Raw genomic sequence first — 16112 nt, forward strand, 5'->3', positions numbered from 1 at the left:
CGTCGCAAACGCGAACGTATTCCATGGGCTCCGGCTCAGCAGCTACGATAGCGTCAGCTGCCTGGGCGCCGGATACTGCTGCGAGAGCCGCAGCGGAGCCGAGAAGAAGGCTCTTGATGTTCATTTCTGACCTCCAGTCAAAAGTTTCAAACAGGTCTGGGTATTATACTGAAGGACAGTATTCCCTGCCCCATCCCCAACATTTAAGAAGTCGGACGATCAACCGCCCTTGCTTCCGGAGTTGAAAATACAAGACCGGACAGTTGGCGCAATCACCAACTTGCGAGTTCGTGCTGTTTGATGCGCCCTTCCCGATGCCCTGTTGCTGAAACGACACAAAATCGCCTCAAGCGCAGGCAAGTTCTTAACAAAGGATTAAGAAAATCCTTTATCCACCATGGGTTAGCGAGATCGGAAGGTGCCTTGCACGTGTCATAACGAGGCAAGAATCGGGCAAAATCCGGGCCCGGCGACGGATTCGCGGCAAACGCGACATGTTCCGAAACCTCCCGCGACGCATTCAAGGCGATCGGAGAAAACGGAATCAGCGGGCCATGCCGATGGCGGAACGGGCAGATTCGCAGAATCATCGCCAAAGCTTCGTCCAACTCGAACCGCCCTGATTCTGACCGGGCCGAATTAAAGGGCCGCCACGACAGCCTCGTGGTCTTCATATATAGTGTCGTCCGCGCTGCTATAATGTCGAGCACCGCACGATGGAAAACGAGGTGGCGAACGGCTGCTTCTTTCGCGCGATTTCCGCCCGTCCGCCTTAAAATTGTAAACCGAATTATGATAAGGCCGGCGTTTGGGGGTGGACTGTCGCGATCTGCGGTCAATATATTGCCCAGCGTCCAGCGTCCCCGTGAAATATCCGAGACTCGTGATAGGTCCGCCATACAGTGATCGACTACATCGAAAACAGCATCGGGAACGGTCGGCATATCGGGATGATCCGCGCGCTTTTAGGAACGGTATCGCTCGGGCTGCAACCTTTTCCAGCCCGAAAATTCAAGCGTCTCGTCGCGGACGGGCGCATGCTGCTGGAATATAAGGCCAATCGTCCCAGCAAGGCCGAAGAAATCCTTTTCAAGTTGTGCCATCATCAGGCCCCGAGCCCCTGGGCCGTCACCTCTTATATCGCAAACGTCGTCAATCTGGGTGTTGACCGCCGATCCGGGGAAATCGCGCAGTCCAGGCATATGCCGCCCGAACTTCTTCCCCTGCTCGTTTCCGCAAGGAAGCAGCGTGACGGCGACCTGGACGGAGCATTGCACGCGCTGGAGGGCTCAGGGGGGGATTATCCTGTGCGGAGCAAGATCGCTCACGCCCGGCGGGCGATCTTTCACCAGAAGCAGGACCACAGTTCCCTCGCGATCGAAGGCATGAAATTCCTTCAGGACGAACCGGACCGGCTGTTGATACCCTTCACGATCGCGACTGCCGGCGCGGCGGAATATGTAAAGCGTGACGACATTCTACGCTTCGCCATCCGCAGGCTTCTGAGGGATCGCGATCGTATCATGAACGATCCGGATTTGCTCCGACGCTTCTGGAACCACGGGCTATCGGCGAGTTTGACGGTGTTCGACATTGATGGCGCGGTCACATTGCTGCGCAAAGCGAAAGGACTGAGAGTTCCAGGTGCCGCCGCGCGCTTGGAGGACCTTCTACAGGTTCGTCAGGAAACCGAGGATTGGCGGGATATTCTCGATGCGGTCTACCAGTCCATGCGAGCGAAAATTCACGACCCGTCCGATTCGGTTGAAACGGGGCTTGTCAAACTGGTCGTTCCCGCCGCGGCTTTCCGCAAAAACCCGATCGACTATCCGGGGTTTAGAAGCGATATCCGCTTCGTGGTGAAAACGATTGCGAGGACGCTGACATCCGCCGGGCTGGATTTCCAGGTGACCGGCCAGATCCTCAACCACGGCAAACTGAGTTCTTCGGTTCCCTCTTTTTCCTATCATACGATCTCCCGTGACAGGAAAGCGCTGCATTTCAAGGAAACGGACAGGCCGTCCCGCTTCAGCTTCGATACGGGCGGTTACGCTGGATGGTCGGATTTCTCGACAAAGTCCGTGGATGCACTGGATCTGCCAAGCGTCGACTACGACGAAGCGCTGGCTTTTTTCCGATCAGAGCAAGTCTCGATCATAGAAGGCAACATTTCCAAATATGCACAGGCCGATCTTGCCTTCGCGGAAACGCTGCCGGAAAAATTCGTCTTCATCGGACTTCAAGTGATCGGCGATGCCGTGCAGCGGCTCGCCTATGCATCACCGTTCGCGATGATGGACGAGGTGATAGAGACCTGCCTGGAAAAGGGTCTGTCGGTGGTGGTCAAGCGGCATCCCCAGGACAAGAACGGCCAGATCAGCGACGATCTGCGCTGCCGTGTGGAAAAAGGCCATATCACCCTGTCGACCGCCAGTATCCACACGCTGATCGCAAAATCCGAAGCCGTCTGCGTCATCAATTCCGGTGTCGGGGCGGAAGCGCTGCTGCACGAAAAACCGGTCTATGTGTTCGGACGGGCCGATTATATGCAGGCCTGTTTCGTTTGTGAACATGCCGGTGATTTTGCAAAACAATTCAGCCTCGGCCGCACGCGACTGCCCGCCGACCAATTGCACCGCTTCTGGTACCTGCTGCGCAACAGCTATGCCGTCAGCATCACCGACCGGGAAAAAAGCGCCCGGTGGATCCGCGAACGGGTCCTGCGGCATTTGCGTGAAACCGGCGTCCTGTCGGCCTGATCGGTCATTTCGGCGGCCGCATCCCAATCCAGACGTCTTTCGTCGCGCCACAATCAGTGGACAAATCGAAAAACCACTGAAATCAGTAAGAGCATTCCAATTGTTGTCCGCATCCACCATCCACTCGATCTTCGGGTCCGCACCAATGGCATGGCTCAAACAGCTCAATCGGTGGCGCCGCTCGCTGCGATATCTGCTAAAATATCGCCTTAACCGGCCGGAATGGTCGAAACAGCCGCTGATCAATCCCGTGTTGATCGTCGGTTCGGCGCCGGTTTCCCATAAGCCGTCAGGCTTCGACGACCGATTCTTTGTTATTTGTATCAACGGCTCCCAGGCAGCGACCGAGGGCTGGAACATTGGTCCGCCGGATGTCACTTTCCTGCAGTTCAACCAGGTCAGGGGAAAGGGCGAACGGGCGGTCGCCGTGCGCAATGCGCTGAGCGGAAAACGCTGCGGCACGCTCCATGTCATCAGATGGCCGGAGGGCGAACAGGCCCTTCGCGAGGGATTGGCGGCTTTTGACTATGGTTTCGACGACCTTCGCCTCATCGGGCAGTATCACCGCACCCGCCTGGCGGAAGAGGTCCTTGGCCGCATCATCCGCGAGGGCGATAACGAAGCCAAATTCTCCAATGGCATCACCGCGGTTCTCTACGCATTTTATAACGGGGCGCCGGCGGTGGTAATCACCGGCATCAATCCTTTCTCGAGCGGGCATGTCTATAACAGCCTCAACAAGGAGCGGCTGCATACGAACATGGATGTCGAAATCCTGCGTGAACTGTCAAATCGCGGCTTCCCGTTGTTCACCAGTGATCCGCAAGTGGCCGAATCGGTCGGGCTGCGCCTGTGGACGGGGGAAGCGATTCCCGCGGTCCGGCCCGCTTGACAGCGCTGGTTGTTCAATTCGCCGCCATGGCAAACCGCAGGCGTGCGCGGCGATAGGCATCGGGGATCGACATCGCCCAGATGAAAAGACCACCCGCATGCCGTCCCAGAAAGGATGTTTCCGGCGTGGTGGTCAAATAGGTCAGGAACGAGAAGAGCACGACGAACAGCGCGAAGGCCAGTCCGCGCCGTGCTTCGCCGACCGCGACATGGCCGCCGCCCGGCAGGAGGATCGCCAGAAGAAGAACGAGATACGGGTTCAGCGGTTTCGGCATGACAGGCCCTTATGCGGCTTGGAAAGCATGGGATGGTTCGCTATCCTTGATGAGGATGGCACTGAGTTCAACCGCCAGTTCGACCGCCAGTTCGATCGTTGATGCCGGCACGGTCTCCAGCGAGAATTGTGCCTGGCGCAGAAACATATGCGCGGCGCGCGTTCCCTGCGACGCCTGGTAGATCACCCTCGTCGCCTTCTGCGTCATCACCGCCTCCTTGACCTGCGGATCGGCAAAGAGTTTTCCGAATGTCTCGCGGGCAGCAAGAGCCTGCTCCGGTGTCGCGCGGCCATCGCCGCGCATCAGCAGCGGCACCTCCGTCGCCGGCGGTGTCATCCAGTCCGGCAGGCCGTGGACGAGCGAATAATATTCCGAGCCGGTCGGACGGGCGAGCGCGCCCAATGTCGGAATGTCGCGCGTCTGCGTTTCGAGGAGGGTGACCGACAGCCAGAGCTGCGGCAGGCGGCGCGTCACCATCGTATCGGCGATCAGCTCGAGCCTGATCCTGCGGCCGTCGGCAATTCGCCCCGTAACCACGGGAAATTGATCCGGCGCGAGACGAATGCCCGGATCGCGCAGCAGGTCATGGCTCTCATCGAGCAGCCGGTGACGTTTTCGAATGGCCGACCGATGCTCGACGACGCCGGCGGCCACGATCAGGGCAAAAACCAGGAGCGTCAGAACGCTGAACAGATAGGTGATCATCGACCTTCTCCATGCACGAAAGACCCGCGGCCGGCTTCCCGGCCCCGGGCAACTGTCTCGTCAATAGCCCTGCGGCCGCGGCCAGGGCATGGTGAACTGATCACCCCGGCGCACATAGCGATAGCGCCGGAAGTGGAACCAGAGGGAGGCGATGATGTAGAAGCTGACCATGGCGATGAGCTGCGTGCCATAGCCGAGGAAGACGGCGACATAGGCGGTGGCGCAGAGGATCAGAAGCACGATCGTCGGCAGCGGATGCATCGGGTGGACATAACCGCGCTTGATCGTGTCGAGCGGCCATTTCCTGCGGAACATCACCATATTGAAGGTCATGAACGTGTAGCCGAGCAAGCCGGACAGGATCGAGAAGGTCACCACCTGATCGAGCGGTGCGCCGAGCGCGAAGATCAGCGCGATCGGCACCAGGAAGATGATCGAGCGATAGGGCGTGCGATAGACCGGATGCACCGCGCCGAACCAGATCGGCAGGTAGCGGTCGCGGCCCATCGAGAACCAGGCCCGCGACGCGTCGTTGATGCAGCCATTGGCGGAGGCCAGCGTCGAAAACATGGTGCCGATGAACAAGAGCACCATCAGTCCGCTATTGCCGGTGACACGGGCCGCGTCGAAGAGCGGCGTGCCGGCCTGGCCGAGATATTCCCACGGGATAAGGCCCGAGCAAACATACCAGGTCATCGTCGCCGCGATCAGCAGCGTCATGATACCGGCCATCGTGCCATAGGGCAGCGAGCGTGCCGGCGAACGCACTTCTTCCGCCGCCTGGCAGGTGCCTTCGATGCCGAGATAATACCAGAGACCGAAATGCAGCGAGGCGAGGATGCCGATCCAGCCATAGGGCATGGGATCCGTCGTCACGGCCGAGAAATCGAGTGGCACGCTCGACACCCCGAACTGAACGGCCAGGAAGAGCGCGATGATGGCGACGAAGGCAATGCTGGTGATGACGAGATTGAACGTCAGCGTCGCCAGAACGCCGCGATGATTCAGCCAGGCGAGGAACAGCACGCAGAGGACGATGAACGGTTGCTGGTGCAGGCCGGTATGGCCCTGCATTCCGGCGACGGTATCGAGCAGGAAACCGATGGTGATGGCATTGGCCGCCTCCAGCATCGTATAGGCCATGACCAGGAACAGGCCGACATTGAAGGCCATCAACGGACCGACGATATGTTTGGCCTGCGCATACTGGCCACCGGCGGCGGCAACCGTCGACGTCACCTCGGAATCGATCATGGCAACGCAGGTATAGAGCAGGCCGGCCACCCAGCAGGCGACCAGGCCGGCAATCATGCCGCCCTTTCCGACGGCGAAGTTCCAGCCCATATATTCGCCGACGAGGACGATGCCGACGCCGAGCGCCCAGATATGGGCGGGGCCGAGGACACGCAACAACTGCAGCCGTTCGGGCTGCGCGGCGGTTTTCGTATCTACCATGTCGCGATCCTCACAGGGTGTGACGTTCGGCTGCCGCCTCGATCTCGCCTTCGCGGGACGATGTCAGCAACTCGTTGTCATAGGTGGTATCGATGCGAACCATGTCTGCCAGCATCCACACCGCAAAGAGGGCCGAAAGCGCCCAGGCCGCGTATTCCAGAACAGTCCAGATATCCATTGAACTCCCCTACTTTTTCCTGTCGCCGAAGCGTTCCTGGATGACGTCGCGATATTCCCTGTCGGAAAGCCGCACCACCATGACGAAATAGCCGATCACCAGAATGGCCATAATCAACAGGGCAGCCCAGCTGAACGAATAATCGAAACGGGCGGTGATGATGTCGTTGGCCGCGGCCGGATCGGTGATCCCGAGCGCCGTCCATTGCTGCTGTTCGGTGGCGTTCTGGCCGAGCGCTTCCCAGGTGGGATTTTCGATCGGCGCCGGCGTCTTCGCGGCGCCCGCCAGACCGAGATAAAGCGGCAGGTAAAGCGCCCCGACCGTCAGGACGAGAAGGGTGATGACGTCGAAGATCTGTCCGGCGAAGCTCTGTTGCGGTGGTTTATACGCCATGGTCCCCTCCTAGCGCCGACGACGACGCATCTCGTCGAGATGCTTGAGATCGAGCCCGTAGATGAAGTGCTTGTCCTCCCGGTAATGCTTCAGCATCGCAAGGATGGCGGCCGTGTTGAACGCCAGCACCAGGGCGCAGGCGGTCGCCAGGATGAAGCGAATGGCCGGCACTGAAATATAGGGCCAAATCCTGACCAGCGCGAAAAGCATCGTGCACCAGAGCACGGCGATAAAGATGATCAATCCTGTTTTGTCGCGCGAATGCATCCGATCGATGCGCGTCGCAAGATGCGCGTCGGCACCTGCTTCAGGCGTTACCATGCGTTCCTCCCAGACCGTGAAATGATGTTCCCGATTTTGCCCTTGAGGCAAATTATTTTCTTTAGGGGAATAAAGAGAAGAAACACGGTTCCGTCAAGAAGAACCTGCGCGCAAATGTCGCATTTGCCCGAAAACGCAGCAGAAAATTTTGAATAAGCTGATATCCGCAGCGATGTAAATCGCCGTATGCCAGCGGCGAGGATGGCAAACCGGCAAGATCCGGGATGCGGATTCGCATCCCGGAATCCATTGGTCGGGCTTTAGGCCGCCACCGGTTCGCGCTGCCGGACGAAGGCGATCAGGTCTTGAATGGTGATGAGTGGCATTGCGTGCGTTTCGGCAAAGACGCGTAGCTCGGGAAGGCGCGCCATGGTGCCGTCGTCGTTGGCGACTTCGCAGATGACACCCGATGGCATCAGGCCGGCGAGACGGACGAGATCCACGGCAGCTTCCGTGTGGCCCGGACGGGAGCGGACGCCACCGGGATGGGCACGCAGCGGGAAGATGTGGCCGGGGCGGGCAAAGTCCGACGGCTGGGCGGCGGGATCCATGAGAGCCTTGACCGTCACTGCGCGATCGGCGGCGGAAATGCCCGTGGTCGTTCCCGGCAGATAATCGACCGAGACCGTGAAGGCGGTCTTGTGCAATTCCGTGTTCCGCGGAACCATCAGCGGGATATCCAGCGCATCCAGCCGCTCGCCTTCCATCGCCACGCAGATCAGTCCGCGCGCATGCTTCATCATGAAGGCGATCGCCTCGGGTGTCACCGCTTCCGAAGCCACGATGATGTCGCCCTCGTTCTCGCGGTCCTCGTCATCCACCACGACGACCATCCGGCCAAGCGCCAGCGCCGCGATCGCATCTTCAATTTTCGAGATTGCCATTTCATTGCCTTTCAAGGGTGCCGGTTCCGGCGTTAAACCACGGCTTTCGGCCGCCATTCATCCCTTGGGCGAACAGGCCCACGCACCGCCCGAAAGGGCGGTTCCGCAGACATGTCCTCTTCCATCCGGACTCTGACCGTCGGCTCCGGCATCGCACCGGATCTGCTGACCCTCTCATTCGCGAAAGGCGCTCGCGGGCTCCCGGATCGCTCCGGATACCGCCGGTGGGGAATTTCGCCCCGCCCTGAGAACATTCTTTCAATAGCTTGAGGCGAGAAGCCTGTTCAAGCAAAAAAATTACAACAATCTGTTCAAAATAACCGAACGAACGTCCGAAGCGCCATCACCAGCAGCAGAAGCCACCATCGACCAGCAGATCGACGCCGGTCACGAAACTTGAAGCATTCGACAGCAGGAAGACGGCGGGGCCGACCATTTCACCGACATTCGCCATGCGCTGCATCGGCGTCTGCTCCTCGAACAGTTTCGTCTGGTGCACCATTTCCGGCCGCGTATTCATCGGCGTTGCCGTGTATCCGGGGCTGATCGTGTTGACGCGGATACCGCGACCGACCCATTCCATCGCCATCGACTTGGTCATGTGGATGACGCCGGCCTTGGATGCGTTGTAGTGGCACTGGTTGAGGCCACGGTTGACGATGACGCCGGACATCGAGGCGATGTTGACGATCGAGCCGCGTCCCGTCTTCAGCATGGCGCGCGCTTCCGCCTGGCAGGACAGGAAGACGCCCTTCAGATTGATGTCCATCATCGTCTGGAACTGGCTTTCCTCCATCTCCTCGGCCGGATTGGCGTTGGCGATGCCGGCCGCGTTGACGGCAAGCGTCAGGGAACCAAGCTCGGCCTCGGTACGCGCAACGGCGTCGTTAAGGGCCGCGCTGCTCGTCACATCGGCAGCGATCTGGATGCTGCGGCGGCCTGCCCGCGCGATGAAATCGGCGGTATTGGCAAGACCGTCGTCGGTACGTCGGTCGAGAAGGGCTACATCCGCGCCGCACTGAGCAAGCCCCATCGCGATGCGCTGGCCAATGCCACTGCCCGCCCCCGTCACGATCGCGACGTTTCCAGAAAGATCGAACAGTCTTGGCGCGTTGAGCATGATGTCTGACATTCAATATTCCTCTTCAGATCGTCGCCAGTTCCATCACCGAGACGTCGTTTGCGTCTTCGCGGTTGAGGATACCAGCCTGTTTTCCCTGGGCCATGACCATGATCCGGCCGGAGACGCCGAGCACCTCTTCCAGGTCGGAACTGACGACGATCACGGCAACGCCCTCGCGGGCGAGATCGATGATGAGATCGTAGATCGACGAGCGGGCGCCGACGTCGATCCCGCGTGTCGGCTCGTCCAGAACGACCACCTGCGGCTTGCGCGCCAGCCATTTGGCCAGCACCACCTTCTGCTGGTTGCCGCCGGACAGTTCGCCGGCATTCTGGCCGCCGCGTCCCTTGACGCCGAAGCGCGTGATGAATTCGTCGGCGAAGTCGCGGATGCGACGGGACGAGATCCAGCCGTTGCGCGAGATTTCACCAAGATTGGCATAGCCGATATTTTCCGCGATCGAATGATCGAGCATGACCCCCTGGAGCTTACGATCCTCCGGCACCAGGACGATGCCGTTGCGGATCGCGTCGATCGGTGAGCGCGGCGTGACGGGTCTGCCATGCAGCAGGACCTCGCCGGCGGAGATCGGGTCGGCGCCGGTGATGGCACGCACGAGTTCCGTGCGACCGGCGCCCATCAGGCCGGCAATGCCGAACACCTCCCCCTTGTACACGGAGAAACTGATGTCGCGGAATGTGTTGGCGGGCGAGGAAAGTCCGCGAACCTCCAGCGCAACATGCTCGGAAGGCGTCGGCAGGCTGGGAAACATGCGCTCCAGCGAACGGCCGACCATCGCCTCGACGATGGTGCGGATCGGTACGTCGCCCGTGTCGAATTCCTCAACCTTCGCCCCGTCGCGCATGACGACGATCCGGTCGGCGATCTGACGGATTTCCTCGAGGCGATGGGAAATATAGATGATGCCGACACCGTCCGCCTTCAGCCGCGCGATCTGCTGGAATAGCAGCTGTGTTTCCTCGCCGCCGAGTGCCGCCGTCGGCTCGTCGAGAATGAGAAGGCGCGCGTTCAGCGTCAGCGCCTTGGCGATTTCGATCAGCTGCTGTTTTCCCGTCGACAGGCCCTCGACCAGACGATCGGGCGAGACGTCGAGACCGAGCCTTTTCAGGCCATGGCGCGCCCGTTCCTCCATCCCCTTGCGATCGATGCGGCCATTCTTCATCGGGTAACGACCAAGGAAGACATTTTCGGCGATGGAGAGCTTCGGGAGCAGCTTCAGCTCCTGATGGATCATGCCCACGCCCTCATCGATGGCGGCGCGGGGGGTGGCGGGGGCATAGTCTGCCCCCATCCAAGTCATTTCGCCTGCGGACGGCTGGACGGTGCCGGAGATGATGTTCGACAGGGTCGATTTCCCGGCACCGTTTTCACCGAGCAGCGCCACGACCTCTCCCGGATAGATGTCGAGATCGACACCATGGAGAACCTTGATCGGACCGTAGGATTTCTGGACCCCACGGAGCGAGAGGATGGGAGAGCGGGTCGTCATGGCGCTGCCTTTCGCATCAGGACGGATTATGGATGGTTCTTCACGAATTCCGGCGCGTTTTCGCAGGTCGTCAGAACCGCGTTCGGTGTCTGGCGCTCCTCGACTTTCTGGCCGGCAGCGACGGCGATCGCCGATTCAACCGCGAGAACACCCATCTTCTGCGTGCTCTGGGTCGCGGTCGCGATGAACGGCCCCTTGCACTTGGCGAGATATTCGAGAGCCGAGACGTCGCCGTCATAGCCGCCGATGATCACCTTGTCCGAGAGGTTGGCGACATCGACAGCCTTTGCCGCGCCCATGGCGAGACCATCGGCCTGACCGAAGATGATCGTGATGTCCGGGTTTGCCTGCAGCATGTTCTGGGCGATCGAGAAGCCTTCATCCGCCGACCACATCTGGCTCCACTGCTGGTCGACCAGTTCGACGCCCTTGTTCTCGTCGATGGCGCGTTTGCAGCCGGTAAAGCGATCGACTTCCGGCGTCGTGCCCTTCTGGCCATGGATGATCGCCATCTTGCCCGAGCCGCCGGCCTTGCCGATGATGTATTTGCACACTTCATAGGCGGAATCGACGCTTTCGCCGGCGATGAACGTATCACCGGGCGCGCCTTCCGGCGTGCGATCGACGTTGATGACGGGGATGCCGGCCTCGCGTGCGAGACGGGTCGGGACGGCGGCGGCGGCGGCGCCGGCCGGGATATAGATGAAGGCGTTGATATCCTGCGTCATCAGGTCCTGAACCTGGCTGACCTGGGTGTTGGTATCGTTCTTGGCGTCGACGACGACGACTTCGATGCCCTTTTCCTTGGCATGCTTTTCAACGCCCAGCTTGATCTGGTTGAAGAAGTCAGCCTGAAGGTTCGGAACGGCAAGGCCGATCTTCTTGACGTCGGCGGCGGCGGCCGGAAGTGCCAGGATCGAGGCGGCGGTTGCTGCGAGCAGCAGTTTGGACAGTTTCATTCGTTTCTCCTCCGAGTTACGCGGTGATCTCCTGCCTCGCAGGCGCCACCTTCCCTTTTGCCGGCCCGCACCATTGCGAGCCGTTTTCAGCCCCTCGCCACGCTCCAGCCGCGAGGGAAAAGTCGTTATTTGCGCTTGCGATAGGTTTCCGCCGTAACGGCGAGCACGATGACCGCGCCGATGATGACCTGCTGCACGAAGGGCGAGACGCTGAGCAGGTTGAGCCCGTTGCGCAGCACACCGATGATCAGGACGCCGATAATGGTGCCGCCGATGCCGCCCGTACCGCCCGACAGCGACGTTCCACCGATCACGACCGCCGCGATGGCGTCGAGCTCATAGGAAACACCCGAGGATGGCTGGACGGAGTCGAGACGAGCCGCAAGCACCATGCCGGACAGGCCGGCGAGGAAGCTGCAGGCCACATAGACGAGAACTGTCGCGCGCTGGACATTGATGCCGGCGAGACGCGCCACTTCCGGATTGCCACCGATGGCATAGAGCACACGGCCGCCGTGACGGTAGCGCTGGTAGAGAAGGCCAACGATGAAGACCACGACCATCACGGCAACCGTCAGGGTCAGGAAGCCGCCAAAGCGCACGATGGCCATCATATTGAACCAGGCCGGGAAACCGATGATCTGCTGACCATCGGTGATCATGTTCGCAACGCCGCGCGCCATCGACATCATCGCCAGTGTCGCGATGAACGGCGGCACGTTGAAACGCGTGATCAGCAAGCCGGCGACAAGGCCGTTCAACGAGGCAGCGGCAAGCGCCAGCGGGATGGCGAGCCACATCGGCACCCCCAGCACAACGTTGAGGTAACCGAGCACCATCATCGCCAGCGCCAGCACCGAGCCGACGGCGAGATCGATCCCGCCGATCAGGATGACCATCGTCATGCCGACGGCCATGACGCCGAGCACCGTGATCTGGTCCAGCACGTTGAGGAAGTTCCGGATCGACAGGAACTTGTCCGTTGCGAACGTGAGAAACAGACAAAGCACGATCAGGCCGATCAGCGGACCGGTCGCGCCGCGAAGCGACGGAAGAAACCCGCCAGCGAATGCCTGTCTTTCCTTTACTGCCTCCACCATCAACCTTCTCCCCCGAACCGACGCCTCTCATTAGCACCGCTTCGCATAAATATTCAGTAATGCGTGTAAATTCGTAACCGGCAAAAATTCCAGTGTCAACCAATTCGAACAAACTTATTTTCGACGGATGATGCTTATTTCGGCTTGACTTGCCGGCCCTCCGTGCAAATATAAAGGCAACTGTATATTTATTCACAACGAGGTTTACATGCAGCCGAATGATCTCGACCGCATCGCACGGCAGATTCGCCTTCGCGATCTGCAAGCGGTTTTCGAAGCCGGCGCCGGCCATATCGGCGGGGAAATGTCCGCTATCGACATATTGACGGCGCTCTATTTTCGCGTTTTGCGCATCTGGCCGGATCAGCCGAAAAACCCGGACCGCGACCGTTTCGTCCTGTCGAAGGGGCATGTCGCGCTGGCGCTCTATGTCACGCTCGCCAAGCGCGGCTTCATTCCGGAAGATGAGGTCAGCACATTCCTGAAGCCGCATTCGCGTCTCAACGGCCATCCGAACTGCAACAAGGTGCCTGGCATCGAGACCAATACCGGCCCGCTCGGCCATGGTCTTCCGGTCGCGGTCGGCATGGCGAAGGCCGCCAAGCTGACGGGTGCGACCTATCACACCTATGTCATGACCGGTGACGGCGAGATGCAGGAAGGCTCCAACTGGGAGGCGATCGCATCGGCCGCTCAGTTCGGCCTCGACAACCTGACTCTGATCATCGACCACAACCGGTTCCAGCAGGGTGCATCCCTGAAGGACACCAACAATCTCGCCCCCTTCCCGGCCAAACTCACGGCCTTCGGCTGGAATGTCACCGAGATCAACGGCAATGCCATGGACGAGATCGTTCCGGCGCTGGAAAAGCGCGGCAACCGCCCTCACTGCATCGTTGCCCATACCAACAAGGGTCACGGCATCTCCTTCATGCAGGATACGGTCGACTGGCATCACAAGGTGCCGAATGCCGACCAGTACCAGATTGCCGTGGCTGAGCTTTCGGAGGCCCTGTGATGAAAGACGTGATGACCTCTCCCAAGCTGCATGACTGCCGCGACGCCTTTGTCGCCACGCTGGAACGCCTCGGCGCGGACAACTCGAAGATCGTCGCGGTCTGCAACGACTCGGTCGGCTCTTCCAAGCTCGGCGGCTTCAAGGCCAGATGGCCAGAACGCCTGGTCAATGTCGGCATTGCCGAGCAGAACATGGTCGGTGTCGGCGCCGGTCTCGCCAATGGCGGCCTGTTGCCGTTCGTCTGCGGTGCCGCCTGCTTCCTGACCGGCCGTTCGCTGGAACAGATCAAGGCGGACATCGCCTATTCCAACGCGAACGTGAAGCTGATCGGCATCTCGTCGGGCATGGCCTATGGCGATCTCGGCCCGACCCATCATTCGATCGAGGACTTCGCCTGGACCCGCGTCCTGCCGAACCTGCCGGTGGTCGCCCCCTGCGATTCGATCGAGACCGCGGCTGCCGTCGAATGGGCCGCCCAGTATGATGGCCCGGTCTTCCTGCGCCTCTCGCGCGTCGGCGTTCCGGACCTGCTGCCGGCGGGCCACAGGTTCGAGCTCGGCAAGGCAAACCTCCTGCGCGATGGCGATGCCATAACACTGATTGCCAACGGCACGCTGACGCACCGCATTCTGAAGGCCGCCGCGATCCTTGCCGAGAAAGGCATCGAGGCGCGCGTGCTGAACATGGCGACCGTTCGCCCGATCGATGTCGATGCCATTGTCGCGGCCGCCCGCGAGACAGGCGCGATCCTGACAGCGGAAGAACACTCGACCTTTGGCGGCCTCGGTTCGGCAATCGCCGAGGTCGTCGTCGCCGAAGCGCCGGTGCCGATGAAGATCCTCGGTGTACCGGGTATCTTCGCCCCGACCGGATCGGCAGAGTTTCTGCTGGACGAATTCGGAATGTCGCCTGCCGCTATCGCGGAGGCGGCAATTGCACTGATTGCACGGGCATCTTCCCGCATATCCTGATGTGCGTATAGATCCCGTGTGGGGCGCGACGAGACCTCCCTGGTCGCGCCCTCTAATTTTTGCCCGCCGGAGCACCCCATGACGACCGCCATCCTTTCCATCGACCAGGGCACGACCAACTCGAAAGCCGTGCTTGTTTCCACGGTCGGCGATATCCTGTCGCGCGGCGCCTCTCCGGTCGGCATCGAACATCCGCAGCCCGGCTGGGTCGAGCAGAGCCCGGTGCGCCTATGGGAATCGGTACAGGAGGCAATTGCGGCGTGCCTTCAGGCGGCTCCCGCCGTTGATATCCTCGGCATCGCCATTTCCAACCAGCGCGAATCCGTGACGATTTGGGACGCCAAAACCGGAAAACCGCTTGGCCCGGTCGTCAGTTGGCAGTGCCGCCGCAGCGCGCCGGTCTGCGCCGAGCTCATCGCCGCCGGCCATGCGCCGCGTGTCCAGGCGCTGACTGGCCTTCCCATCGATCCGATGTTCCCCGGCCCCAAGATGAAATGGTTGCTGGATCGTGTGCCTGCCGGCAGCGATGTCCGGCTCGGCACGATCGACGCCTGGCTGATCCATTGCTTCACCGATGGCGCCGTTCATGCATGCGACGCCGCCAACGCTGCCCGCAGCCAGCTCTACGATCTCAACCGACAGGTCTGGAGCGACGAGCTTTGCGCTCTCTTCGGCGTGCCGAAATCCGCCCTGCCGGAAGTGCGCGACAGCGCCGCACGGTTCGGCGTGACGAAGAACGTGCCGGGTCTTGCGGACGGCATTCCGATTGCCTCCGCGATCGGCGACAGTCACGCGGCTCTGTTCGGCCACGGCGCCTTCGAACCCGGTGACGGCAAGGTGACCTTCGGCACCGGTTCGTCGATCATGACGACCCTGCCACGCTTCATCGCCCCGGCACAGGGCATCACCACGACCATCGCCTGGTCGATCGCCGGCACGCCGACCTATGCCTTCGAGGGCAATATCCTCGTCTCGGCAGCATCCCTGCCCTGGATGGCGGACATGCTCGGACTTGCCGACGTGCAGGCGCTGACCGAACTGGCAGCGACGGCGCAACCGCAAGGTCCGGGTTTCGTGCCGGCCTTCGTCGGCCTCGGCGCACCCTACTGGCATTCGGATGCACGCGCGCTTTTCTCCGGTATCACCTTCAGCACTAGCCGCGCCCAGATGGCACGCGCCGTGACCGATTCGATCGCGTTCCAGGTTCACGATGTCTTCAAGGCGATGTCGTCGCAATCGCCGACCGCGCTCGGCCGGCTCTATGCGGATGGCGGCCCCAGCCGAAACGATTTTCTCATGCAATGCGTCGCCGACATGCTGGATCATGCCATTATCCAGTGCGATGCACCGGAAGCTTCCGCCCTTGGCGCTGCCTATCTCGCCGGGCTTTCGCTGGGGATCTGGCCGGACCTCGCAGCGATCGCCGCCCTGCCGCGTTCGAGCAATCCGATCGTACCGCGTGCCTCCGATGCAGCATCGCGTCTCCGAGTCTGGCAGGATGCAATCTATCGCTCGACCGTTCATAACCCTTCATTTATGAGTGAATAAAAATTCACCAGTGGAGGCCTCC

17 protein-coding genes and 1 riboswitch are annotated in these 16112 nt (G+C 60.8%); of the genes, 5 read left to right on the top strand and 12 right to left on the bottom strand.

Features of this window, described 5'->3' with window-relative positions:
- Positions 1–124, bottom strand: a 124-nt coding sequence (locus VL202_RS24120; RefSeq protein WP_325466633.1) for a porin, incomplete at its 3' end; no start/stop codon positions are given.
- Positions 125–1037: 913 nt separating this feature from the next.
- On the opposite strand from VL202_RS24120, the gene VL202_RS24125 reads away from it, so the two are divergent.
- Both VL202_RS24125 and VL202_RS24130 read left to right on the top strand, forming a co-directional pair.
- The gene (locus VL202_RS24125; RefSeq protein WP_325466592.1) at positions 1038–2759 is read left to right on the top strand and encodes a hypothetical protein; all 1722 of its coding nucleotides are present in this window, start codon (positions 1038–1040) and stop codon (positions 2757–2759) included.
- The gene (locus VL202_RS24130) at positions 2734–3651 is read left to right on the top strand and encodes a membrane-anchored protein (RefSeq protein WP_325466593.1); all 918 of its coding nucleotides are present in this window, start codon (positions 2734–2736) and stop codon (positions 3649–3651) included. Before VL202_RS24125 ends, VL202_RS24130 begins: the two co-directional genes overlap by 26 nt.
- Positions 3652–3664: 13 nt before the next feature.
- Here VL202_RS24130 and VL202_RS24135 read toward each other — a convergent pair whose 3' ends face one another.
- The 11 genes from VL202_RS24135 to VL202_RS24185 form a co-directional block, all read right to left on the bottom strand.
- A complete protein-coding gene (locus VL202_RS24135) occupies positions 3665–3925 on the bottom strand; it encodes a hypothetical protein (protein ID WP_325466594.1) in 261 nt (86 codons plus the stop codon).
- A 9-nt stretch (positions 3926–3934) separates the two neighbouring features.
- A complete protein-coding gene (locus VL202_RS24140) occupies positions 3935–4630 on the bottom strand; it encodes a hypothetical protein (RefSeq protein ID WP_325466595.1) in 696 nt (231 codons plus the stop codon).
- 60 nt (positions 4631–4690) lie between these two features.
- On the bottom strand, positions 4691–6085 hold the full coding sequence (locus tag VL202_RS24145; RefSeq protein ID WP_325466596.1) for an APC family permease: 1395 nt from the start codon (positions 6083–6085) through the stop codon (positions 4691–4693).
- A gap of 10 nt (positions 6086–6095) precedes the next feature.
- The gene (locus tag VL202_RS24150; RefSeq protein WP_325466635.1) at positions 6096–6263 is read right to left on the bottom strand and encodes a hypothetical protein; all 168 of its coding nucleotides are present in this window, start codon (positions 6261–6263) and stop codon (positions 6096–6098) included.
- A gap of 9 nt (positions 6264–6272) precedes the next feature.
- Positions 6273–6656 carry a hypothetical protein gene (locus VL202_RS24155; RefSeq protein ID WP_325466597.1) on the bottom strand — a complete coding sequence of 128 codons (384 nt, stop codon included), beginning with the start codon at positions 6654–6656 and terminating at the stop codon, positions 6273–6275.
- 9 nt (positions 6657–6665) lie between these two features.
- Positions 6666–6977 (bottom strand): hypothetical protein, encoded by a 312-nt coding sequence (locus tag VL202_RS24160; RefSeq protein WP_325466598.1) that lies wholly within the window; start codon positions 6975–6977, stop codon positions 6666–6668.
- 260 nt (positions 6978–7237) lie between these two features.
- Entirely contained in the window at positions 7238–7861 is a 624-nt protein-coding gene (gene ribB / locus VL202_RS24165; protein ID WP_325466599.1) for a 3,4-dihydroxy-2-butanone-4-phosphate synthase, read from the bottom strand.
- 109 nt (positions 7862–7970) lie between these two features.
- Positions 7971–8117: riboswitch (FMN riboswitch) on the bottom strand.
- A gap of 87 nt (positions 8118–8204) precedes the next feature.
- On the bottom strand, positions 8205–8993 hold the full coding sequence (locus VL202_RS24170) for an SDR family oxidoreductase (protein WP_325466600.1): 789 nt from the start codon (positions 8991–8993) through the stop codon (positions 8205–8207).
- A gap of 13 nt (positions 8994–9006) precedes the next feature.
- Positions 9007–10494 (bottom strand): sugar ABC transporter ATP-binding protein, encoded by a 1488-nt coding sequence (locus VL202_RS24175; protein ID WP_325466601.1) that lies wholly within the window; start codon positions 10492–10494, stop codon positions 9007–9009.
- A gap of 26 nt (positions 10495–10520) precedes the next feature.
- Positions 10521–11453 (bottom strand): substrate-binding domain-containing protein, encoded by a 933-nt coding sequence (locus VL202_RS24180; RefSeq protein WP_325466602.1) that lies wholly within the window; start codon positions 11451–11453, stop codon positions 10521–10523.
- A gap of 125 nt (positions 11454–11578) precedes the next feature.
- A complete protein-coding gene (locus tag VL202_RS24185; RefSeq protein ID WP_325466603.1) occupies positions 11579–12553 on the bottom strand; it encodes an ABC transporter permease in 975 nt (324 codons plus the stop codon).
- A 208-nt stretch (positions 12554–12761) separates the two neighbouring features.
- On the opposite strand from VL202_RS24185, the gene VL202_RS24190 reads away from it, so the two are divergent.
- The 3 genes from VL202_RS24190 to VL202_RS24200 all read left to right on the top strand — a co-directional run bounded on the left by VL202_RS24190 (position 12762) and on the right by VL202_RS24200 (position 16090).
- Positions 12762–13571: a transketolase gene (locus VL202_RS24190; protein WP_325466604.1), complete on the top strand. Its 810-nt coding sequence runs from the start codon at positions 12762–12764 to the stop codon at positions 13569–13571.
- Positions 13571–14542: a transketolase family protein gene (locus VL202_RS24195; protein ID WP_325466605.1), complete on the top strand. Its 972-nt coding sequence runs from the start codon at positions 13571–13573 to the stop codon at positions 14540–14542. Before VL202_RS24190 ends, VL202_RS24195 begins: the two co-directional genes overlap by 1 nt.
- A 78-nt stretch (positions 14543–14620) precedes the next feature.
- Entirely contained in the window at positions 14621–16090 is a 1470-nt protein-coding gene (locus VL202_RS24200; RefSeq protein WP_325466606.1) for an FGGY-family carbohydrate kinase, read from the top strand.
- Positions 16091–16112: the final 22 nt, after the last annotated feature.

Source organism: Pararhizobium sp. (genome assembly GCF_035497515.1).
Classification (GTDB): Bacteria; Pseudomonadota; Alphaproteobacteria; order Rhizobiales; family Rhizobiaceae; genus Pararhizobium.

Bases quoted from the DNA above. Each gene is read 5' to 3' on its own strand.
- VL202_RS24175 (WP_325466601.1), bottom strand. From the start codon at position 10,494: ATGACGACCCGCTCTCCCATCCTCTCGCTCCGTGGGGTCCAGAAATCC.
- VL202_RS24200 (WP_325466606.1), top strand. From the start codon at position 14,621: ATGACGACCGCCATCCTTTCCATCGACCAGGGCACGACCAACTCGAAA.
- VL202_RS24125 (WP_325466592.1), top strand. From the start codon at position 1,038: ATGCTGCTGGAATATAAGGCCAATCGTCCCAGCAAGGCCGAAGAAATC.
- ribB (WP_325466599.1), bottom strand. From the start codon at position 7,861: ATGGCAATCTCGAAAATTGAAGATGCGATCGCGGCGCTGGCGCTTGGC.
- VL202_RS24160 (WP_325466598.1), bottom strand. From the start codon at position 6,977: ATGGTAACGCCTGAAGCAGGTGCCGACGCGCATCTTGCGACGCGCATC.
- VL202_RS24195 (WP_325466605.1), top strand. From the start codon at position 13,571: ATGAAAGACGTGATGACCTCTCCCAAGCTGCATGACTGCCGCGACGCC.
- VL202_RS24170 (WP_325466600.1), bottom strand. From the start codon at position 8,993: ATGTCAGACATCATGCTCAACGCGCCAAGACTGTTCGATCTTTCTGGA.
- VL202_RS24185 (WP_325466603.1), bottom strand. From the start codon at position 12,553: ATGGTGGAGGCAGTAAAGGAAAGACAGGCATTCGCTGGCGGGTTTCTT.
- VL202_RS24145 (WP_325466596.1), bottom strand. From the start codon at position 6,085: ATGGTAGATACGAAAACCGCCGCGCAGCCCGAACGGCTGCAGTTGTTG.
- VL202_RS24190 (WP_325466604.1), top strand. From the start codon at position 12,762: ATGCAGCCGAATGATCTCGACCGCATCGCACGGCAGATTCGCCTTCGC.
- VL202_RS24180 (WP_325466602.1), bottom strand. From the start codon at position 11,453: ATGAAACTGTCCAAACTGCTGCTCGCAGCAACCGCCGCCTCGATCCTG.
- VL202_RS24155 (WP_325466597.1), bottom strand. From the start codon at position 6,656: ATGGCGTATAAACCACCGCAACAGAGCTTCGCCGGACAGATCTTCGAC.
- VL202_RS24135 (WP_325466594.1), bottom strand. From the start codon at position 3,925: ATGCCGAAACCGCTGAACCCGTATCTCGTTCTTCTTCTGGCGATCCTC.
- VL202_RS24150 (WP_325466635.1), bottom strand. From the start codon at position 6,263: ATGGATATCTGGACTGTTCTGGAATACGCGGCCTGGGCGCTTTCGGCC.
- VL202_RS24140 (WP_325466595.1), bottom strand. From the start codon at position 4,630: ATGATCACCTATCTGTTCAGCGTTCTGACGCTCCTGGTTTTTGCCCTG.